The sequence below is a fragment of the Thermoactinospora rubra genome (assembly GCF_002093975.1).
In the GTDB taxonomy this organism is placed as follows: Bacteria; Actinomycetota; Actinomycetes; order Streptosporangiales; family Streptosporangiaceae; genus Nonomuraea; species Nonomuraea rubra_A.
Genome location: NZ_KZ084333.1, coordinates 140,769 through 159,313, shown reverse-complemented (window position 1 = coordinate 159,313; position 18,545 = coordinate 140,769). Strand labels below are relative to the sequence as shown.

Annotated in this window: 20 protein-coding genes; 11 read left to right on the top strand and 9 right to left on the bottom strand. The window is 73.1% G+C overall.

Annotation, left to right across the window (positions count from 1 at the left end):
• The 3 genes from BSB02_RS13645 to BSB02_RS13635 form a co-directional block, all read left to right on the top strand.
• Positions 1-510: ferritin-like domain-containing protein (locus BSB02_RS13645; protein WP_240506408.1), on the top strand; the 510-nt coding region annotated here is incomplete at its 5' end.
• Between the two features lie 41 nt (positions 511-551).
• The gene (locus tag BSB02_RS13640; RefSeq protein ID WP_084959148.1) at positions 552-752 is read left to right on the top strand and encodes a DUF4236 domain-containing protein; all 201 of its coding nucleotides are present in this window, start codon (positions 552-554) and stop codon (positions 750-752) included.
• A 26-nt stretch (positions 753-778) separates the two neighbouring features.
• Positions 779-964: a DUF4236 domain-containing protein gene (locus tag BSB02_RS13635; protein ID WP_084959147.1), complete on the top strand. Its 186-nt coding sequence runs from the start codon at positions 779-781 to the stop codon at positions 962-964.
• A gap of 498 nt (positions 965-1,462) precedes the next feature.
• On the opposite strand, the gene BSB02_RS13630 is transcribed toward BSB02_RS13635, so the two are convergent.
• Together BSB02_RS13630 and BSB02_RS13625 are read right to left on the bottom strand one after the other, a co-directional pair.
• Entirely contained in the window at positions 1,463-3,202 is a 1,740-nt protein-coding gene (locus tag BSB02_RS13630; RefSeq protein WP_143590610.1) for a proline--tRNA ligase, read from the bottom strand.
• Between the two features lie 104 nt (positions 3,203-3,306).
• A complete protein-coding gene (locus BSB02_RS13625) occupies positions 3,307-3,948 on the bottom strand; it encodes a hypothetical protein (protein ID WP_084959145.1) in 642 nt (213 codons plus the stop codon).
• Positions 3,949-4,075: 127 nt separating this feature from the next.
• Here BSB02_RS13625 and BSB02_RS13620 point away from each other — a divergent pair, with 127 nt between their 5' ends.
• Positions 4,076-5,011 (top strand): acyl-CoA dehydrogenase family protein, encoded by a 936-nt coding sequence (locus tag BSB02_RS13620; protein ID WP_084959144.1) that lies wholly within the window; start codon positions 4,076-4,078, stop codon positions 5,009-5,011.
• A gap of 23 nt (positions 5,012-5,034) precedes the next feature.
• Here the strand turns inward: BSB02_RS13620 and BSB02_RS13615 are convergent, their stop codons facing one another.
• The gene (locus BSB02_RS13615; RefSeq protein WP_240506407.1) at positions 5,035-5,499 is read right to left on the bottom strand and encodes a hypothetical protein; all 465 of its coding nucleotides are present in this window, start codon (positions 5,497-5,499) and stop codon (positions 5,035-5,037) included.
• A 327-nt stretch (positions 5,500-5,826) separates the two neighbouring features.
• On the opposite strand from BSB02_RS13615, the gene BSB02_RS13610 reads away from it, so the two are divergent.
• The 5 genes from BSB02_RS13610 to BSB02_RS13590 are packed head-to-tail and all read left to right on the top strand — an operon-like array spanning position 5,827 to position 11,938.
• The gene (locus BSB02_RS13610; RefSeq protein WP_084959142.1) at positions 5,827-6,885 is read left to right on the top strand and encodes an LLM class flavin-dependent oxidoreductase; all 1,059 of its coding nucleotides are present in this window, start codon (positions 5,827-5,829) and stop codon (positions 6,883-6,885) included.
• Positions 6,882-7,895: a hypothetical protein gene (locus tag BSB02_RS13605; protein ID WP_084959141.1), complete on the top strand. Its 1,014-nt coding sequence runs from the start codon at positions 6,882-6,884 to the stop codon at positions 7,893-7,895. The genes BSB02_RS13610 and BSB02_RS13605 overlap by 4 nt, the downstream gene beginning before the upstream one ends.
• A gap of 3 nt (positions 7,896-7,898) precedes the next feature.
• Positions 7,899-9,437 carry an AMP-binding protein gene (locus tag BSB02_RS13600; protein WP_338064341.1) on the top strand — a complete coding sequence of 513 codons (1,539 nt, stop codon included), beginning with the start codon at positions 7,899-7,901 and terminating at the stop codon, positions 9,435-9,437.
• A 33-nt stretch (positions 9,438-9,470) separates the two neighbouring features.
• Positions 9,471-10,625: a class I adenylate-forming enzyme family protein gene (locus BSB02_RS13595; protein WP_084959140.1), complete on the top strand. Its 1,155-nt coding sequence runs from the start codon at positions 9,471-9,473 to the stop codon at positions 10,623-10,625.
• On the top strand, positions 10,622-11,938 hold the full coding sequence (locus BSB02_RS13590; RefSeq protein WP_084959139.1) for an FAD-dependent oxidoreductase: 1,317 nt from the start codon (positions 10,622-10,624) through the stop codon (positions 11,936-11,938). Before BSB02_RS13595 ends, BSB02_RS13590 begins: the two co-directional genes overlap by 4 nt.
• On the opposite strand, the gene BSB02_RS13585 is transcribed toward BSB02_RS13590, so the two are convergent.
• A complete protein-coding gene (locus BSB02_RS13585; RefSeq protein ID WP_084959138.1) occupies positions 11,883-12,773 on the bottom strand; it encodes a CPBP family glutamic-type intramembrane protease in 891 nt (296 codons plus the stop codon). The genes BSB02_RS13590 and BSB02_RS13585 overlap by 56 nt on opposite strands.
• A gap of 125 nt (positions 12,774-12,898) precedes the next feature.
• Here BSB02_RS13585 and BSB02_RS13580 point away from each other — a divergent pair, with 125 nt between their 5' ends.
• A complete protein-coding gene (locus tag BSB02_RS13580; RefSeq protein ID WP_084959137.1) occupies positions 12,899-13,993 on the top strand; it encodes a DUF6986 family protein in 1,095 nt (364 codons plus the stop codon).
• Between the two features lie 56 nt (positions 13,994-14,049).
• Here BSB02_RS13580 and BSB02_RS13575 read toward each other — a convergent pair whose 3' ends face one another.
• From BSB02_RS13575 to BSB02_RS13565, 3 genes are all read right to left on the bottom strand, one after another.
• Complete coding sequence (locus BSB02_RS13575; protein WP_084959136.1) at positions 14,050-14,727, bottom strand: copper homeostasis protein CutC; 678 nt, start codon at positions 14,725-14,727, stop codon at positions 14,050-14,052.
• A gap of 73 nt (positions 14,728-14,800) precedes the next feature.
• Complete coding sequence (locus BSB02_RS13570; protein WP_084959135.1) at positions 14,801-15,394, bottom strand: GNAT family N-acetyltransferase; 594 nt, start codon at positions 15,392-15,394, stop codon at positions 14,801-14,803.
• Between the two features lie 207 nt (positions 15,395-15,601).
• The gene (locus tag BSB02_RS13565) at positions 15,602-16,321 is read right to left on the bottom strand and encodes a GntR family transcriptional regulator (RefSeq protein ID WP_240506406.1); all 720 of its coding nucleotides are present in this window, start codon (positions 16,319-16,321) and stop codon (positions 15,602-15,604) included.
• A gap of 297 nt (positions 16,322-16,618) precedes the next feature.
• Here BSB02_RS13565 and BSB02_RS13560 point away from each other — a divergent pair, with 297 nt between their 5' ends.
• Positions 16,619-16,816 carry a hypothetical protein gene (locus BSB02_RS13560; RefSeq protein WP_143590605.1) on the top strand — a complete coding sequence of 66 codons (198 nt, stop codon included), beginning with the start codon at positions 16,619-16,621 and terminating at the stop codon, positions 16,814-16,816.
• A gap of 109 nt (positions 16,817-16,925) precedes the next feature.
• Here the strand turns inward: BSB02_RS13560 and BSB02_RS13555 are convergent, their stop codons facing one another.
• Positions 16,926-17,291 (bottom strand): Zn-ribbon domain-containing OB-fold protein, encoded by a 366-nt coding sequence (locus BSB02_RS13555; RefSeq protein WP_084959132.1) that lies wholly within the window; start codon positions 17,289-17,291, stop codon positions 16,926-16,928.
• Positions 17,292-17,323: 32 nt separating this feature from the next.
• The gene (locus BSB02_RS13550) at positions 17,324-18,475 is read right to left on the bottom strand and encodes a thiolase C-terminal domain-containing protein (protein ID WP_206184673.1); all 1,152 of its coding nucleotides are present in this window, start codon (positions 18,473-18,475) and stop codon (positions 17,324-17,326) included.
• Between the last annotated feature and the right edge of the window lie 70 nt (positions 18,476-18,545).

The window sequence follows — 18,545 nt, the reverse complement described above, 5'->3', positions numbered from 1 at the left end:
CTCCCGGCCCTGAAGGACCGGGCTTCCTCCGGTGGTCTAGGTGAGGGGCGCGTGGTCCGGGGAGGGCTCGGCATGGGCGACGTCGAGCGGCTGAACAAGACGCTGGCGGCCGAGCACGCGGCGCTGTACGCCTACGGCCTGGTCGCGGCGCGCGTCACGGGAGCCGTGCGGGCGAGGATGGCCGCCGCCTTCGAGGCGCACCGGGCGCGGCGTGACCAGCTGCGTTCCATGATCGCCGCGCGTGGCGGGAAGCCGGTGGAGACCGAGGCGTCCTACCGGCTGCCCGCGACGCCCTCCACGGCCGGGCAGGCGATCGCCGTGGCCGCGCAGGTCGAGGACGGCGTCGCGGCCGCCTACCTCGAATTGGTCGCCGCCGACGACGCGGAGCTGCGCCGCTATGCCGCGCTGGCCGTGCAGGAGGCCGTCACGAGGGCGTACGGCCTGCGCCGCCGGGTGGAGGCGTTCCCGGGTCTGGCGGGCGTCCTGCCTACGCCCACGACGACCGGCTGAGGCGCCGGGAACCCGACATAACGCCCACTCGTTGCCGTGACATGGGCTGGCACTACAGGAAGACCATCAAGGTCGGACCGTTCCGCATCCACCTGACGCCCCGCGGCGTCGGCCACAGCATCGGCGGCCGGAAGCTGCACCTGACCACCACTCCCGACGGCCGGCGGCACGTGACCGTGCGCCTGCCGGGCGGGTTCCACCTCAGCAAGACTATCGGCGGGCGGCGCAAGCACTATTACTGATCCGATTTGTGGGCAGTTGCCGGGTCATGGGACTCAGTTATCGCAAGTCGATCAAGTTAGGCCCGTTCCGCATCAACCTGTCCAACCGCGGGGTGGGTCACAGCTACGGAAACCGTCTGTTCCGCGTCACCAACCACCCCGACGGCCGCCGCACCGTCTCGGTGAACCTTCCGGGCAACTTCACCTGGCGAAAGACGACGAAGCGGAAGTAGGGCGCGCCGCCGTCCATGCGTGTCGCCACACGGGCGCGATGGCGGCAGGGCGCACGGGCGGGCGGAAACGCCCGCCCTGGCGGCCCCCACTGCCCTTTCCCGCCGTCCCGGCTCAGGCCCGAGGGGTTGAGGGACTTATGGCCGCTTTTGGGCGAGAGGGCTTCGCGACCGCGGTGAGGTGAGGCGCCAACGCGCCGTCCGCGTCAAGCGTGGCGGCAGGCCACCACCAGGACGACAAATCCGCCTCCGAGTGGCAGACGTCCTGAAAGGACAGGCCCACCCCGGGAGGTGACTCGCCATCGAAAAGGACGGACTCGCCGGGGGGCGGCAGGCCCATCCGTGGAGGACAGGGCCGCCCCACGTGGTGATTCGCCCGCCCTGGGGTGGCGGTGGGCCCCCCAGGAAGAGTCTCGGACGACGGCCGGGTGAAGGCGGCCGAGGCGAGGCGGCGCAGACGAGGCGGCGCAGGCGAGGGGCCGAGGACCGCAGGCGAGGACCTCAGACGAGGGCGGCCACCCGGTCCACGGCCTCGGCCAGCGGGATCTCCTCCTTGGTCCCCGAGGCGCGGTCGCGCAGCTCCACGACGCCCTGGGTGAGTCCCCGGCCGACGACCAGGATGGTCGGCACGCCCAGCAGCTCGGCGTCCTTGAACTTCACGCCCGGCGACACGCCGGGACGGTCGTCGACGAGGACCCGGACGCCGCGCGCCTCCATCTCCCTGGCCAGGTCGAGCGCGACGTCGACCTGATTGTCCTTGCCCGTGCCGACGATGTGGACGTCCGCGGGCGCCACCTCGCGCGGCCAGACCAGGCCGAGCTCGTCGTGCCACTGCTCGGCGATGACCGCCACCGCCCGGGAGACGCCGATGCCGTAGGAGCCCATGGTGATCCGGATGGGCTTGCCGTCGGGGCCGAGCGCGTCGAGCTGGGCGGCGTCGGCGTACTTGCGTCCGAGCTGGAAGATGTGGCCGATCTCGATGCCGCGGTCGATGGACAGCGCAGAGCCGCAGCGCGGGCAGGCGTCGCCGGCGCGCACCTCGGCGGCCTCGATCGTGCCGTCGGGAACGAAGTCGCGCCCGGCGACCACGTTGGCCGCGTGCTTGCCGGGCTCGTTGGCGCCGGTGACCCACGAGGTGCCCGTGACGACGCGCGGGTCCACGAGGTACTTGACGCCCAGGTCGCGCAGCGCCTGCGGGCCGATGTAGCCGCGCACGAGCCCCGGGTGCCTGGCGAAGTCCTCGGCCTCGAAGATGGCCGGCTCGCCGGGGGCGAGGGAGGCCTCCAGGCGCTTGAAGTCGACCTCGCGGTCGCCGGGCACGCCGATGACGAGCACCTCGGCCTTGTCGGAGCCGGGCGTGGTGACCTTGACCACGATGTTCTTGAGCGTGTCGGCCGCGGTGATGGCCATGCCGTGGTGCCGGTTGACGTGGTCGACCAGCGTCTCGATGGTGGGCGTGTCGGGGGTGTCGAGCACCTGCATCGCAGGCAGCCCGTCCACGGGCCGGGCGGGCGGCGCGGGCGTGACGACCGCCTCGGCGTTGGCGGCGTAGCCGCAGCTGTGGCAGGCCACGAAGGTGTCCTCGCCGGTCGGCGTGGGGGCCAGGAACTCCTCGGAGGCCGAGCCGCCCATGGCGCCGGAGGTGGCGAAGCAGATCCGGTAGCGGATGCCCAGCCGGTCGAAGGTCTTGATGTAGGCCTCGCGGTGCAGCTCGTAGGAGCGCTTGAGGCCGTCGTCGTCGAGGTCGAAGGAGTAGGAGTCCTTCATGAGGAACTCCCGGCCGCGCAGGATGCCGGCGCGGGGCCGGGCCTCGTCCCGGTACTTCGTCTGGATCTGGTAGAGGATGACCGGGTAGTCCTTGTAGGAGGTGTACTCCCCCTTCACCATGTCGGTGAAGAGCTCCTCGTGGGTCGGGCCGAGCATGTAGTCGGCGCCCCTGCGGTCCTTCAGGCGGAACAGCGTGTCGCCGTACTCCGTCCAGCGCCCGGTGGCCTCGTAGAACTCGCGGGGCAGCAGCGCCGGGAACAGCACCTCCTGGGCGCCCATCCGGTCCATCTCCTCGCGCACGATCCTGGTCACGTTCTCCAGGACGATCTTGCCCAGGGGCAGCCAGGAGTAGATGCCGGGCGCGACGCGGCGGATGTATCCGGCCCTGACCAGCAGCTTGTGGCTCGGCACTTCCGCGTCCGCCGGGTCGTCCCGCAGGGTGCGAAGGAACAAGGACGACATACGCAGCAACACGGCCACTCCCTGCGGTTCGGTTCGGATGGATGGGTGAAGGACTACAGGCTATCGACTCCCCGGGCCGCCCGCCTCGCGTTGCGCCGACCGCCGGCCCGGCGGGCTCACCGGAGCACGAGGAGCACGAGGAGGGCGAACGACCCGGCGAGGGCGGCCGTCACGGCCAGCGCGCGCAGCACGCCCATCCCGTGCCTCCTGCGCAGCAGGATCACCCCGGCGGCGGTCAGGACGCCCACGACGAGCGCGGGCCAGGGCCAGAAGCCGCGCTCGTACGCCACGAGGCCGGGCGTCGCCCGGTCGATCACGTCGCCGAGCAGCACCGCGCCGACCAGGCCCGCCGCCGCGTCACCCCACGCGCCGGCCCGCCGCGCGAGGTTCGCGAGCAACCCGACGATCACCAGCTGCAGGAGCAGCAGGTTGAGCCCGCGGGCGTCGTCGCCGACCAGCTCGAAGCCGGGGTGGCCCTGGATCGCTCCAACGGCCATGCTCGTCACGATGCTGGAGGCGCCGGCCAGGAACGCCGTCAGCAGCGCCCAGGGGATGCCGCTGGCCGTCGCGCCCACGGCCACGGCCAGCCCGAGCACGGCGTACGGATCGTAGACGGCGGACAGGGGGCCGGGCAGGGCCGTGACGAGCCCGCCGACGGCCAGTCCACCGAGGAAGGCCGTCAACACGTGCCGCTCGATGCCGCGTTGCCTGCGGTCGTACTCGAGGTAGTCGGCGTAGTTGGCTGGCGTCTGCTGCATCGCTCTACCCGGCCATCAAAATCCCCCAAAAGCGACAGACCACGCATCAGTATAAGTGGACTTACACAAAAAGTAAATTTGGGTCAACCCTAAGTTACTAAAGCAAACGCTTGGCTAAGATGCTCGCGTGACCCACGCCGACCTCCGCGCGACCGTCCGCTCGTACCTGTCCGCCCGCCCCGCCGCCTCCTGGCGCGCCTTCGCGGGCGACCTCGGCGCCGCCGGGCTCACCGTTCCCGAGCAGTACGGCGGAGCCGCCTGCGGCCTGGAGGAGGTCGCGGTCGTCGCCGAGGAGCTGGGCCGGGCGCTGTCGCCCCACCCGTTCCTGCAGACCTTCCTCGCCGTGGAGGCGCTCAAGCACGGCGGCTCGGCCGAGGCGACGGCCCGGCTGCTGCCCGAGCTGGCCGAGGGCGCGCGAAGCGCCACGGTGGTGTTCCCCGGCCCGCTGCGGCTGGAGGGCGGGCGGCTGTCCGGGGTGGCGCGGCACGTGCTCGACGGCGAGCTGGTCCTGGCCTACGCCGGGGGCCGGCTGGTCGAGGCGGCGCCCACGCGACGCGTGCCGTACCGGACCATGGACGAGAGCCGGCCGCTGAGCGAGCTGACCTTCGAGCGGGTCCCCGTCCGGCATGTGGGCACGGGGACGGTCTGGGAACACGTCCGCGACCTGGGGGTCATCGCGCTGGCCGCCGAGCAGGTGGGCGGTGCGGCGCGGTGCCTGGAGACCGCCACGGCCTACGCCAAGGTGCGCGTGCAGTTCGGGCGGCCGATCGGGGCGTTCCAGGCCGTCAAGCACAAGCTGGCCGACGTGTTCGTGGCGGTGGAGGCGGCCAGGTCGGCCGCGCTGGCGGCGGCGGCCGACCCGTCGGCGCGCACGGCGGCCGTCGCCGGGTCGTTCTGCACCGAGGCCTACCTGACGGCGGCGGGCGAGAGCATCCAGGTCCACGGCGGGATCGGGGTGACCTGGGAGCACGAGGCGCACCGCTACTTCAAGCGCGCCACCTCCGACGCCCAGCTGTTCTGCCCGCCGCAGGAGCACCGGACACGGCTCCTGCAGTACCTCTAATAACGGCACCTTTGACGGCACCTCTAGCCACCCAGCAGCTCCTCCCAGGCGCGCCGGGCGCCGGCCGGCCGCGAGGTGTCCAGCGCCTCGGCGAGCCGCCAGAAGTTCTGCCTGACGCGCAGCCGCTCCCTGCCCATGGGGTCGATCGCGCGCAGCTCGACGCGCACGCCCATGACGTCCAGCACCGCCGAGGCGGCGCCGGCCGGGCTCATCGGCGTGACGAGGTCGCCGTCGTTGTCGGGATCGTGGTCGGGGTCGCGCACCCGCTCCACCAGCAGCGCCGCGACCTCCGAGGCGGAGGGGCCGTCCCGCCACTCCAGGTGCCAGCTGTGATCGGCGCCGCGCCACCAGGTCAAGTCCCGGCAGGACTCGAGGACCTCGGCCTCGGTCGCCAGCGCCGCCATCACCCGGCCGAACGCCTCGTACCTGCGCGCGCTCGCCAACGCCGCCTCGTCGCCCGGCGGCCGTCCCTGGCGCAATCCCCTCATGTCAGGGAGCGTGCCATCTTTCGGCCGTCTCAGCGCGTGCTTTCGCTTCACGATCATCCACTCTCGTCGGCCGCCGTACTTCCCCGCAACCCCGCGGGCTGATACGCTCCCAAGCGAGCGCTTGCTCACACAGTTCTTTCCGTACGGCGGGACACCGGCAACCCTGACGAACGGCGGCCAGCCACCACGCGAGGGGCGCGGCCCGGCCTGGACTGAGGAGCGGTGAGGGCGCCCAAGCGCCCTCACCGCGACGAGGGAAGGCCGGGCCTTCCCGGCGCCCCTCGCACGGAGCGCCGAAGGCGCGACCAAAGAAGCACGGAGGCACCTATGCGGATCAGCCTGGGATACGAGCTGGAGGTGCGGGGGCGTACCCGGGAAGTCGAGCAACAGGCGTTCAGGAACGTGATGGACCAGGTCGTCCTCGGCGACCGCCTGGGCTACGACACCGCGTGGTTCGTCGAGCACCACTTCACCAGGGGCTTTTCCCACTCCTCCGCCCCCGACCTGGTGCTCGCCGCGATCTCCCAGCGCACCACGCGCATCCACCTGGGCCTGGGCGTGGTGCTGCTGCCGTTCCAGTCCCCGATCCGCACGGCCGAGCGCGTGGCCACCCTGGACGTGATCAGCGGAGGCCGGGTGGAGTTCGGCACGGGGCGCGGCGCCTCCCCTCTGGAGTACCAGGCCTTCCAGCGGCCGTTCGAGAAGTCGCGGCAGATCTGGGAGGACTCGCTGGAGGCGGTGCTGGCCATCTGGGAGGCCGACGGCGAGCCGATCACCAGGTCCAACGAGTTCTTCGAGATCCCCGACGTGGCCGTCTACCCCCGCCCGGTGCAGCGCCCGCATCCGCCGGTCTGGGTGGCCTCGACGTCCCTGGAGGGCTACCTGGCCGCCGCCAGGCACGGCTACAACCTGCTCGGCATGACCATGCTCAAGGGCATCGACGACGTGGCCGCCGACATCGCCAGATACCGGGAGTGCCTGGCCGACAGCGGCTTCGACCCCGCCGGCCGCCGCGTCGCGCTGATGATCCCCTGGTTCGTGGCGCCCACCCGGGACGAGGCCAACGCGATCGCCGCCGACGCCGTGCTGTGGTACATCCGCCGCCAGGTCAACCTCGTCACCCCGCCCGACTACTACGACGCCCGCCACGCCACCCACCGGGTCCTGGGCCAGCTGGCCGCCGGTATGCCGCCCGAGGAGGCGATGGCCACGCTCCGCGAGCACCTCATGGTCGTGGTCGACGACGTGGAGGGCTCGCGCAAGGCCGTGGCGCGCATCGCCGAGGCGGGCGCGACGGACCTCATCCTCCAGGCGCAGGTGGGCGGGCTGGCGCACGAGCACGTGTGCGACTCGATGACCCGCTTCATGGCCGAGGTGATGAAGTGACCTGGCTGACCCGCGACGACCTGGGGGCGGCCGGCCGTACCGCCACCGGCCTGCTGCTCGTCTCCCCCGACGGCGCGTCGGCGCTGCCTCTCACAGCGCATGACCGGGAACTGACCGGCGCGGCGCTGCGGGCGGCCGGGGTCGGGCCCGGCGACCGGGTGGCGGTCGCGCTGGCCGAGCCGGCGGGCGCGCTGTGGGCCGAGGCGGCCGCCGGCGTGGCGGGGGCCGCCGCCTCCGTCGGGCCGCGCGGCCGCATGCGCCTGCATCACCTGCTGACCACGCTGCGCGCCACGACGCTGGTGGCGACCCCGACCGGGGCCATGGACTTCCTCGCCCGGCTGCACCTGGAGTTCCTGCTCGATCCGCTGGACCTGGGGCTGCGGCACATCGTGGTGACGGGCGAGATCGCCTCCAGGGGCACGCTCGGGCACCTGGCCTCGGAGTTCGACGCGCAGGTCACCGAGGTGTTCGCCGGCCCGTTCACCGGAGGGGCGCTGGCGTGGCGGCGGGCCGAGGAGGAGCCCTTCGCCCCGCTGGCCGAGGGCGTGCTGGGGCTGGGCGCCCTGGACAAGGACGAGGCCGTCGAGCGCGGACCGGGCGAGGTGGTGGTCACCGTGCCGGAGGCGGGCGTGGTGCGCACCGGGTACGTGGTGCGCGACGTGGCGCCCGTCCACACCGTGGGCGACCACCTGCTGGTGCGCGGCGTGTGGCTGTCCCTCGGCCGGCTGGACAGGGCCCTGGCCAAGATCGACGGGGTGTCCGCCTGGACGCTGTCGGTCAGCAGGCAGGGCACGCTCGACCTGGCGACGCTGGCCGTGGCGTTCAACCGGGACAGCCTCGTGCGCAACCCGATGTGGAAGGCGCGCATCGAGCAGGCGGTCCAGGCCGTCACGCCGGTCAAGGTGGCCGTCGAGGTGGCTCCCGAGGTGGTGGAGACGCGCGCCCCGGGGGCGGTGAACGACCTGCGCGGCCAGCACCTGGGCCGCGACCGCGCGCTCGTGAATCTCTAGGGGGTGCTCGTGGAGCCGGTGCCCGCCTGGGGGACGATCCCCCGCATGCTGCGCGACCTGGCGGAACGCCATCCCGGCGCCGTCGTGGTGTCCGACGGCGCGACCACGCTCACGCTGGCCGCGTTGCGCGCGCGGGCCGCCGAGGTGGCGCGCGGGCTGATCTCCCTGGGCGTACGGCGGGGCGACCGCGTGGCGCTGTGGGGGGTCAACGACGTGTCCTGGGTGGTCAACGCGTTCGGCGCCTGGGACGCGGGGGCGGTCGTCGTGCCGCTGTCGGCCCGCTACAAGGGCATGGAGGCCGAGGCGCTGCTGGCCAAGACCGGGGCCGAGGTGCTGCTCGCCGGCACGGAGCTCGCCGGGCTGCTGGAGCGGCGGCCACGGCACGTCGTGACGCCCCGGGGCGTCGGGGAGCTCGTCGAGCGCGGCCGGGCCGTACCCCGGCAGGAGGGCGAGGAGCGCGCGGCGGCGGTGCGGCCGGAGGACCTGTGTGAGCTGATGTCCACCTCCGGCACCACCGGCACGCCCAAGGCCGTCATGCTCGACCACGCCCAGGTGCTGCGCGGGTACTGGGACTGGGCCGAGGTCGTCACGCTCGGCGAGGGCGACCGGTATCCGGTGATCGCGCCGTTCGCCCACGGGTTCGGGCTCAACGCCGGGCTGCTGGCCTGCGTGATGAGGCGCGCGACCATGATGCCGGTGCCCGCGTTCAGCCCCGACGGCGTCGTCCGGCTCATCGAGTCGTGGCGCGCGAGCATCCTGGCGGGCCCGCCGGCCCTGTTCGCCAGGCTGCTGGACGAGCTGGAGCGGGGACCGCGCGACTTCTCCTCCCTCCGCGTGGCCGTCTGCGGCGCGGCGGCCGTGCCGGCGGCCCTGGTGCGGCGGCTGCTGGACCGCGTCGGCGTGGAACGGATGATCAACGCCTACGGGCTGATGGAGGGCACCGTCGTGTCCATGACGAGGGCCGGGGACCCGGTGCCGGTGATCGCCTCCACCACGGGCCGGCCCATGCCCGGCATCGAGGTCAGGATCGTCGACGACGACGGCGAGGAGGTGGCGCCCGGCGAGATCGGGGAGATCCTGGAGCGCGGCTACGGCGTCATGCGCGGGTACTGGGGCGAGCCCGAGCGGACCGCCGAGGTGGTCGACGCCGGCGGCTGGTTGCACACCGGGGACGTCGGCTACCTCGACGACCGGGGCAACCTCGCGATCGTGGACCGCAAGAAGGAGCTCTACATCGTCAACGGCTTCAACGTCTCCCCCGCCGAGGTGGAGTCGCTGCTGCTGCGCGAGGGCTCGCTGGCCCAGGCGGCCGTGGTGGGCGTCCCGGACGAGCGGGCGGGCGAGTGCGGGTGGGCCTTCGTGGTGCCCCGGCCCGGCTGCCGCGTGGACCCCGAGGCGCTGATCGCGTGGGCCCGGGCGAACATGTCCTCCCACAAGGTGCCCAGGCGCGTGGTCGTCGTGGACGCGCTCCCGGTCAACGCCAACGGCAAGGTGGACAAGATCGAGCTGCGCGCGCGGGTAGGGTTGGCGCCCCAGGGGTAAGAAAATGGGACGCGCCTACCCTCCGGAGCCGCCATGCTGCGCCTGCTCGCCGGAGAGGCCGCACGCAGGTTCGGGGCGCGCGCGGCGGTCGTCTCCGGCGCAACGTGCCTGACCTACGCCCAGCTCGACCGGTTGTCCGACGAGGTCGCCGCCGGACTCGCCCACCGCGGGATCCGCATCGGCGACGTCGTGGCGCTCATCCTGCCGGACGGGCCGGAGTTCGTCGTCTGCTACCTGGCCGCCGCCAAGATCGGCGCGATCACGGCGGGCATCGGCACCGACCGGCCGCAGCTGCTGGCCAAGCTCGACCCGGCCATCGTGGTCACCGTGCCGGGCGTGCTGCCGCCGCTGGCCGGCGTGGACGTGGTCGTGCTGCACCCGGGTGACGACCTGCGGATGGGCGGGCTGCGCCGCGCCGAGCCGCCACCCCCGCCCTTCCCTCCCGACCCCGACCGGCACGTCGTGATCACCTTCACCTCGGGCACGACCGGCCCGCCCAAGGGCGTCCTGTTCGGCGACAGGCAGCTGGAGGCCATCCGCGCGCACGGCGCGGGCGCCCGCTGGGGCGTCGGCGACGCGCGGCTGGTGACGCATCCCTTCTGGCACATGGCCTTCGCCACGCGGCTGCCGGTGTTCCTGCAGACCGGCCGCACCAGCCACATCCTGCCCCGCTGGGACGCCGAGGCGGCCGTGCGGATGATGCGCGAGCGGGAGCTGCGGGTGCTGCAGGGCACGCCGCGCCAGCTGGCCGAGATCCTCAAGACGGGAGCCGCCCTGCCCGCGCTGACCCTGGCGCTCTCCAGCGGCGCGCCCGCCCCGCCGGAGCTGGTGCGGGCGCTGCGGGAGAAGTACGGCGTGCCGGTGTGCAACCGCTACATCTGCACCGAGGCCGGGCTCGGGCTGGGCACCCGGCCGGAGGACCCGCCGGAGGACGCCGAGCAGACCGTCGGCCGGCCTCGCGCGGGCGTGGACGTCTCCATCCGCGACACCGGCGGGCGGATCCTGGAGGCGGAGGAGGAAGGGGAGGTGCTGCTGCGGTCCCGCGCCGTGATGAGCGGGTATATCGAGAAATCTCTGGATCGGTGGGTGTTTGCCCGGGATGGGTTCGTCAGGACCGGCGACCGGGGATATATCGACAGCAGCGGCCGGTTGCATCTGGTGGGACGAGTCGCCAAGGAGGGCCCGTGACGTTACGAGTGGCGGTGGTCGGCTCGGGTCCTGCCGGGATCTACGCTGCCGAGGCGCTGGTCAAGCAGTGCCCCGAGCCGGTGAGTGTCGACGTACTCGAACGGCTGCCCACGCCGTACGGGCTGGTCAGGTACGGCGTGGCGCCGGATCACACCTCGATCAAGTCCATCGCCAACTACCTGCGCAAGGTGCTGGAGCTGCCCGAGATCCGCTTCCTGGGCGGCCTGGCGCTGGGCGAGCACGTGTCCGTGGCGGACCTGCTGGCCTGCTACGACGCGGTCGTGTACTGCACGGGCGCGATGGTCGACCGGCGGATGGGCATCCCCGGCGAGGACCTGCCGGGCAGCGTCGCGGCCACCGACTTCGTCAACTGGTACTGCGGCCACCCCGACGTCTCCGCCGACCGCTTCACGCTCGACAGCACGGAAGTGGCCGTGATCGGCGTCGGCAACGTGGCCGTGGACGTGGTGCGCGTCCTGGCCAAGACGGCCGAGGAGCTGCGCTCCACCGACGTCCCGCCCGAGGTGCTGGAACGGCTGGCGCAGTCCCAGGTGAAGGTCATCCACATGATCGGCCGCCGGGGTCCCCAGCACGCCAAGTTCACCCTCAAGGAACTGCGCGAGCTGGGCGAGCTGGCCAACGCCGACGTGTGCGTGCGCCCCGAGGAGGCCGTGGTGCTCGGCGGCGACTACCCGCGCCAGGTCCGCGGCAACATCGAGGTGCTGCGGTCGTGGGCCGCCCGCGCTCCCGTCGGCCGCCCGCGCCGCCTGGACGTCCGCTTCTGGCTGCGCCCGGTGGAGGTCCTCGGCGCCGACCGGGTGGAGGGCATCCGGCTGGAGCGCACCCGGCTGGACGAGGACGGCAGGGTGGTCGGCACCGGCGAGTTCGAGACGTTGCCGGTGGGCATGGTCCTGCGCTCGGTCGGCTACCAGAGCGTGCCGCTGCCCGGCGTGCCGTTCGACGAGCGCACCAAGACCGTCCCGCACGAGCAGGGCAGGGTGCTCGGGCGCGAGCGGGAGTACGTGGCCGGGTGGCTCAAGCGCGGCCCCACCGGGGTGATCGGCACCAACAAGTCGGACGCGGCTGAGACCGTGCGCACGCTGCTGGCCGACCTGGCCGGCCGGGAGCCGGTCGAGCGCCCGCCGCTGGACGACCTGCTGAAGGCCCGCGGCGTCGAGCCGGTCGGCTACGCCGACTGGCTGGCCATCGAGGCGGCCGAGGCGGAGCTGGCCAGGAGGCTGGGCCGCGGCGAGCGGGTCAAGCTGGCGGGGCTGGAGGCGATGCTGGCCGCCTGCGGGCGGCGACCGCGATGACGGCCACGCCCAGCAGCAGGACCAGGGTGGTGGCCACGCCGCCCTCCGGGCCGAACATGCCGCCGGTCACCGCGTCCGGGCCGGTCTCCCTCAGGTCGAGGACGGCCAGCGTGCCGGTCGGCTGACCGCTGACCGGGAAGCCGAACAGGCTGCCCTGCGCCCAGTTCCACACCGCGTGCCACAGGCACACGCCCCACAGCGCGCCGTCGTAGAGCGCGTAGAGGCCGAGCAGCACGCCGACGAGGACCAGGTTGACGACGCTGAGCGGCGTGACGTCCGGGTTGAGCAGGTGAAGCGCCGCGAACAGCAGCGCCGACGCGGCGACCCCCGCCGGGGCGCCCCACTGCGCGCCCACGACCGGCAGGACGAAGCCGCGCGCCAGGATCTCCTCGGTCGAGCTCTGCAGGATCCAGCCCACGAGGACCAGCAGCGCCGTTCCCGCGGCGGCCCAGCCCTGCGGGCGGTCCTCCCTGACCACGTAGCCGAGGGCGGCCAGCAGCAGCGTCACCGCCCCGAAGGCGGCCAGGCCGGTCAGCGCGCCCCTGGCCGCCTTGGCCGCCGCCCGGTGGCGCGTGAACCCGAGCGTGGCGAAGCCGCGCCCCTCGTAGGCCGCCACCCACGCCCACACCAGCAGCGCGATCGGCACGAAGCCGACGATCAGCGTGGTCAGCTGCCGCCAGACCGGGTCGGCGGGGCTGAGGAGCGCCAGGACGATGGCGGCGAACAGCTGCCCCACGAAGACCGCCATGAGGGCCACGAGCAGGGCGAGCAGGGGGTGCGTGCGGTTGCGCCCCGACCGGGCGAGGGCGAGCAGCGGGTTGTCGGCGCCGAGCATGGTCACGCCGGGCAGCGTAGCCGCTGCGCCGTACGGCGGGCATGCGGGGCGCGGACGGCCTGTGACGAGCCCCGTGAGGGGCGCCGTGATGGGCGCCGTGAGGGGCGCCGTGAGACGATCGCGGGATGCGCCTCACGCTCTCCGACGTCGGCACGCTGCCGCCGCCGGCGCCGCAGCCCGCCCCGCGCGGCCGGCAGCCGGTGCACACGGTGTACGTGCCCGCCGACCGCTTCACCGCCGGCACCGTCTCGCACTGGGGCCAGGAGGCCCTGGCACTGGTCAAGGCGCACCTGCCCGGCCCCGAGGAGCTGGCGGCGGTCTTCGGGGTGCCCGTGGAACCGGCGCAGGCCGTCCACCCCCGCGTCGTGGCCAAGCTGGCCGCCGAGCCGGTGGAGGACCTGCGCATCGACTTCGAGGACGGGTACGGCAGGCGGCCCGGCGAGGAGGAGGACCGCCACGTGGTCGCGGCGGCCGAGGCGGTCGGGCGCATGCACGAGGCGGGGACGCTCCCGCGCCGGTGGGGGCTGCGGGTGAAGTCGTTCGCCGACGACGCCGCGCGGTCGGTGCGCACGCTGGACGGGTTCCTGACCGAGCTCGGCACGCCGCCGCCCGGCTTCACCGTGACCTTCCCCAAGGTGCTGGAGGAGTCCTACGTCCACCGGTTCGCCGAGCTGCTCGGCCGGCTGGGCCCGGACCTGCGGTTCGAGTTGCAGGTGGAGGATCCGCGGACGCTGACGTTCCTGCGCGGCGACCTGTGCGAGCGGCTGTCGGCGGCGCACTTCGGAGTGTTCGACTACACGGCGGCGCTGGGGCTGCCGCCGCACGAGCAGCGGCTGGACCACCCGGCGTGCGACCACGCACGGCACGTCATGCAGACGGCCTTCGCGCACACCCCGGTGGAGCTGTCCGACGGGTCGCTGGCGGCCGCTCCCGCCTCCGGCCGCGCCGAGGACGTGCACGCGCTGTGGGCGCGGCACGCCTCCCTGGTGAGGCACTCCCTCGCCCACGGCTTCTACCAGGGCTGGGACATGCATCCCTCGCACCTGGTGAGCCGGTTCGCCACCGTCTACGCCTTCCACCTGGCCACCTATGACGAGTACGCGGCGAGGGTGCGGGCCTGGGAGGAGCAGCGGCAGGTGGGCGGGGTGATGGACGAGCCCGCGACCGTCAGGACGCTGGCGGCGGCGTTGCGCAGGGCGGACTCGGCGCTGGGACGCTGACGGTCAAGGGCGGCCGGGGCGGCCGCCTCGCCCGCGTCAGGCCGGGGGCGGCCCGCTCACAGGCGGTCGACGATCGAGCGCCATTCGGCGACGAGGCCGGGGTCGACCGGCTCCTGCCAGGAGGGCCGGACGGCGCTGCCGACGTGGAAGGCGCGGATCCCGAGCGCGAGCAGCACGGGGACGTGGGCGGGGCGCAGGCCCCCGCCGGCGAGGATGAGCGAGGCGTCCCCGGCTTCGGCCCGCGCCCTGAGCACCGGCAGGCCGTGGGCGACGCCCTCCGGCGAACCGGAGGTCAGCACCGTGGCCAGGTTGGGCAGCAGCCGGACGGCGCGCCACGCGGCCTGGACGTCGGCCGCGTGGTCGACCGCCCGGTGGAAGGTCCAGGGCAGCGGCGAGGCGGCGTGGATGAGCGCCTCGGTGGCGGCCAGGTCCACGGCGCCCTGCTCGTCGAGGAAGCCGAAGACGAACCCGGCCGCGCCCGCCTCGGCCAGTTCCTTCACATCGCGCCGCAGCGACTCCAGCGCCTCGGCGTCGGCGGTGAAGCCGGCGCCGGCGCGGACCATGACCATCTGCGGCAGCGCGCACTCGGCGGCGATGGCGGCGACCGTCTCGGGCGAGGGCGTGAGCCCGTCGGCCGACATGTCCGCCACGACCTCCAGCCGGTCGGCGCCTCCCCGTTCCGCGGCCACGGCGTCGCGCACGTCCAGCGCGATGACCTCAAGCAAGGAACCCATGGGGCAAAAGTATCGTCACGTCTGCCCCCTTCCGGTGGGGAAGGGGGCATTTGACGCTTCTTGACACCCGGGGTCAGGCGCCCACGAGCTCCTCGGCGGTCAGGTCGCGGAACAGGCCGTCGCGGCCGGTCCGGTAGCCCGCCGGCCGCTGGAACAGCGCGCCGGAGGCGCGGTGGGGCAGGTCGACGGTGCGCACGTGGGTGAAGCCGCGCCGCCGGTAGTAGTCCTGCAGCCGGGGGTTGTCCTTGGCGCAGTCGAGCCTGAGCCAGTCCCGCCCGGCGTCCCCCACGCTCGCGCCGGCCCAGTCCAGCAGGGCGTCGCCGAGCCCGGTCCCCGCGTACGCGCGGCTGACCGCGAGCTTGTGGACGTACAGCGCCGACCACGGCCGGTCCGCCGGGGTCCAGAACTCCGGATCGGCGTGAGCGTCCAGGGCGATGGTGGCCACCGGCCCCGCCCACTCCAGCTCGCCGGCCTCCAGCACGTACAGGACGCGCTCCCGGATGAGCGGTTCGATGCGGTCGGCGCCGAAGCCGCCGCGCGGCCACTGCCTCACTCCCCGCGAGTGCAGCCACTCGGCGGTGTCGGCGAGGAGGGCGAGGACTCCCGGCAGGTCGGCGCGTACGGCCCGGCGCAGGGTGAGCGGGTGAAGGAGGGTGTTCGAGTGCATAAGCCATCCCTTCGTTGCGGTGGGTGTGCGCGTGAACACCGAACGTGTTCACGTGATGGCATAAAGCTGTTATCCGGATATATATGGATAAATCGAATTTTCGGGAGTATGGCACTACCCCCCACCCCACGAGGCAAGTCCTAAAAGGCTCGCAGGGCACCGGCCGGAGCGATCACCCCCAAGCGAGCCCGGCCGCCGCGACGCCGGTCAACGACCGTCGAGCTCGTATCTGATCAAGTGCTTGTCGGCGGGAAGCACCGACACCGCGACACGGACCGGCGTGTCCGCGCTGTCGTACCCGACGCGCACGTGAACGAGCACGGGCGTGCCGGGATCGAGCCTGAGCCGCTCGGCTTCCTGCTGGGTGGGCATCCGGCTCCAGATGTCGTCCACCACGCGGACCTGCTTGTGCCCGAGCTCTTCCAGCACCCGGTTGGCCCCGCGCTTGATGTCGCCGGGCCCCTCGATCTCCGAGCCGGCCACCAGCGAGCGGGGGAAGTAGGAGTCGTTGGTGTTGTACGGCTGGCCGTCGACGAAGCGCAGCCGTTCGCGCACCACGGCGACGTCGTCCTCGCCGAGCTCCAGCCGGCTGGCGATCTCGTCCTCGGGGCGGACGATCCTGACCGTGATCTCCTGGCTGAAGGTCCGGCCCTCGGCGTGGACGGCGGTGGCGAAGGCCTCCTGCCGCTGTCCGGCGGGCTGGCGCAGCTCGCGCTGCGGGTGCATCAGCAGGGCCCGGCGCTCGCGGACGTGGCTGCCGCGCTTGGGGGAGCGGGTGATGAGCCCCTCGTTGACGAGCTCGGCGAGTGCCAGCCTGATGGTGTTGCGGCTGACGCCGTACCTGTCCTGGAGTTCCGCCTCGGTCGGTAACGGGTCGCCGGGCTGGAGGCGGCCGGAGTAGATGGCCTGTCGAAGCTCCGTGGCCACCTGCTGATACAACACCGACCTAGGCACTACCACCCCTTTTGTTCCAACAATTTAGACGATCTGGTTCTAGCAAGCCACAACCCCTTGACCCGGTGGCATTGACAGCCGCATCATCCATTCGTTGGTACAAATCCATCCAATGGCCGGTAAGGGGGTGAGGGTCTGGTGCTACCGGTCACCGCGGGCACGCCACGCCTGCCTTGGCACGATCCCCGCGAGGCAACACGTTTACTGCGTTACGCGCTGCATCGCCAGGGGTTCACCCACACCTACCAAAGCAACGGCAAGGGCATGTCCGTGTTGTCGGTTCTCACCGAGGTGACCGTGTGGTGCAAGGACGGATCGTTCGTCTGGACCCACGAGGGCGCCACCTTCACCCACCCAGGCGACGATCCGGTCGGCGCGGCCGAGCGCATCGCCGGGCACTTCCCGCGCCGGCAAGAGCACCAGGAGGATCACTCCCCCACAGCCTCCGTGCGCGAGCACCCGGGCTAGGACTCCTTCCCTCGCCGGAGTCCTCGCTCGACGCGCACGGGGAAGGAGGCGCGTCCTGGCGGGTCCCCCACGCCCGCCAGGACGCGCTTTCCGTTCCCTGGCTCTTCCCTCACTCCATCGGCGCCCAGTCCACCAGCGTGCGATCCGCCCCCTGAGAGAAGATCGCGCGCACGAGCTCACCCGCGCGCGGCTCGCGACCGGCCAGCCAGCGCCCGTACATCGCGCACTCGCGCGCCGCCGCCAGCCGGACGCGGACGACGGTCCCCGGACCCGCCCCGCCGAACGCCCGGTGGCTGACGATCCAGCTCTCCACCTCGGCCACCGGCTCGACCGCGCGCCATCGCCAGCCCTCGGTCCGGCACGCCGGGCAGAACGCCCGCGCAGGGAAGCGCGGCGTGCCGCAGGCCGCGCACTCCTGCACGGCGAGCTCCCCGCCCGCCACCCGCTCCCACCACTCGCGCGAGTCCCGGTCCACGCGGCCTCCCCTCCGTCGTCCCCTCCGTGCGCTCAGCCCCGCCGCAGGATCAGGGCCGAGGTGGCGGGCAGCACGTACCCGGGCTGGGCGGTCGACAGCGCGACCTCGGCCCCGGCGACCTGCCGGTCCCCGGCCTCCCCCCGCAGCTGCGAGACCGCCTCGGCGATGTGGTTGATGCCGTGCACGTAGCCCTCCGACAGGAACCCGCCGTGCGTGTTGACCGGCGGCCCCTCGCCCGAGGCGACGTACGGCCCGCCCTCCCCCTTGGCGCAGAAGCCGTAGTCCTCCAGCTGGACGAGGACCGAGTAGGTGAAGCAGTCGTACAGCTGGGCCACATCGACGTCGGCCGGGCCGAGCCCGGCCATGCCGTACAGCCGGGGGGCGAGCCGCGCGGCGGCGGTCTCGGTGGTGTCCATGTGCCCGCCGGACAGGAACGACGCCCCGCCGCCCCACGCGGCGGCGGAGATCAGGACCGGGGTACGGCGGAGCGACGCGGTCCGCTCGGCGGTCGTGACGACGAGCGCGCAGGCGCCGTCGGTCTCCAGGCAGCAGTCCAGCAGGCGGAACGGCTCGGCGATCCACGGGCTGGCGCGGTAGTCGTCGAGCGTGATCGGCGTGCGCATCCGCGCCCGCGGGTTCTTGACCGCGAAGGCGCGCTGGCGGACCGCGATCTGCCCGAAATGCTCCTCCTTGGTGCCGTACTTCAGCATGTGCAGCCGGGCCTCCATGGCGAAGTGCTGCAGCGGGGCGGCCAGGCCGTACGGGACCTGGTACTGCGCCTCGGGACCGGCCGAGGCCGCCTGGCCCATGCGGAACTCCGACCTGGCGTTGATGGCGCGGTAGCAGACGACCGTCTCGGCCATCCCCGCCGCCACGGCGAGCACGGCCTGGGCGACGACCGCGTGGGAGACGCTGCCGCCGCCGAACTGGTCCAGGTGCCAGGACGGGTCGTGGATGCCGAGCGCGGGGCCCACCACGCCGGGCGCCACCGAGTCGCCCACCCGGTGGGTCGCCAGGCCGTCGACGTCGCCGGCCGTCAGGCCCGCGTCCTCCAGCGCCGCCAGGACGGCACGGCAGGCCAGGGTGAGCGTGCTGACCCCGGAGTCCTTGCTGAACTCGGTGTATCCCACGCCGGCGATCGCCGCGCGGTCGCGGAGCGGGGAAACAAGCAAGCGCTTGGCCACAAGCTCACGCTAGGCGCTTGACACGTTTCCGGCAACCCGCCTACGGTCCAAGCAAGCGCTTGGTATGATT

Coding starts and splice junctions, on each gene's coding strand:
- BSB02_RS13640 (WP_084959148.1), top strand. CDS start 552: ATGGGCTGGCACTACAGGAAGACCATCAAGGTCGGACCGTTCCGCATC.
- BSB02_RS13635 (WP_084959147.1), top strand. CDS start 779: ATGGGACTCAGTTATCGCAAGTCGATCAAGTTAGGCCCGTTCCGCATC.
- BSB02_RS13625 (WP_084959145.1), bottom strand. CDS start 3,948: ATGCAGCAGACGCCAGCCAACTACGCCGACTACCTCGAGTACGACCGC.
- BSB02_RS13615 (WP_240506407.1), bottom strand. CDS start 5,499: ATGAGGGGATTGCGCCAGGGACGGCCGCCGGGCGACGAGGCGGCGTTG.
- BSB02_RS13610 (WP_084959142.1), top strand. CDS start 5,827: ATGCGGATCAGCCTGGGATACGAGCTGGAGGTGCGGGGGCGTACCCGG.
- BSB02_RS13595 (WP_084959140.1), top strand. CDS start 9,471: ATGCTGCGCCTGCTCGCCGGAGAGGCCGCACGCAGGTTCGGGGCGCGC.
- BSB02_RS13585 (WP_084959138.1), bottom strand. CDS start 12,773: ATGCTCGGCGCCGACAACCCGCTGCTCGCCCTCGCCCGGTCGGGGCGC.
- BSB02_RS13580 (WP_084959137.1), top strand. CDS start 12,899: ATGCGCCTCACGCTCTCCGACGTCGGCACGCTGCCGCCGCCGGCGCCG.
- BSB02_RS13575 (WP_084959136.1), bottom strand. CDS start 14,727: ATGGGTTCCTTGCTTGAGGTCATCGCGCTGGACGTGCGCGACGCCGTG.
- BSB02_RS13570 (WP_084959135.1), bottom strand. CDS start 15,394: ATGCACTCGAACACCCTCCTTCACCCGCTCACCCTGCGCCGGGCCGTA.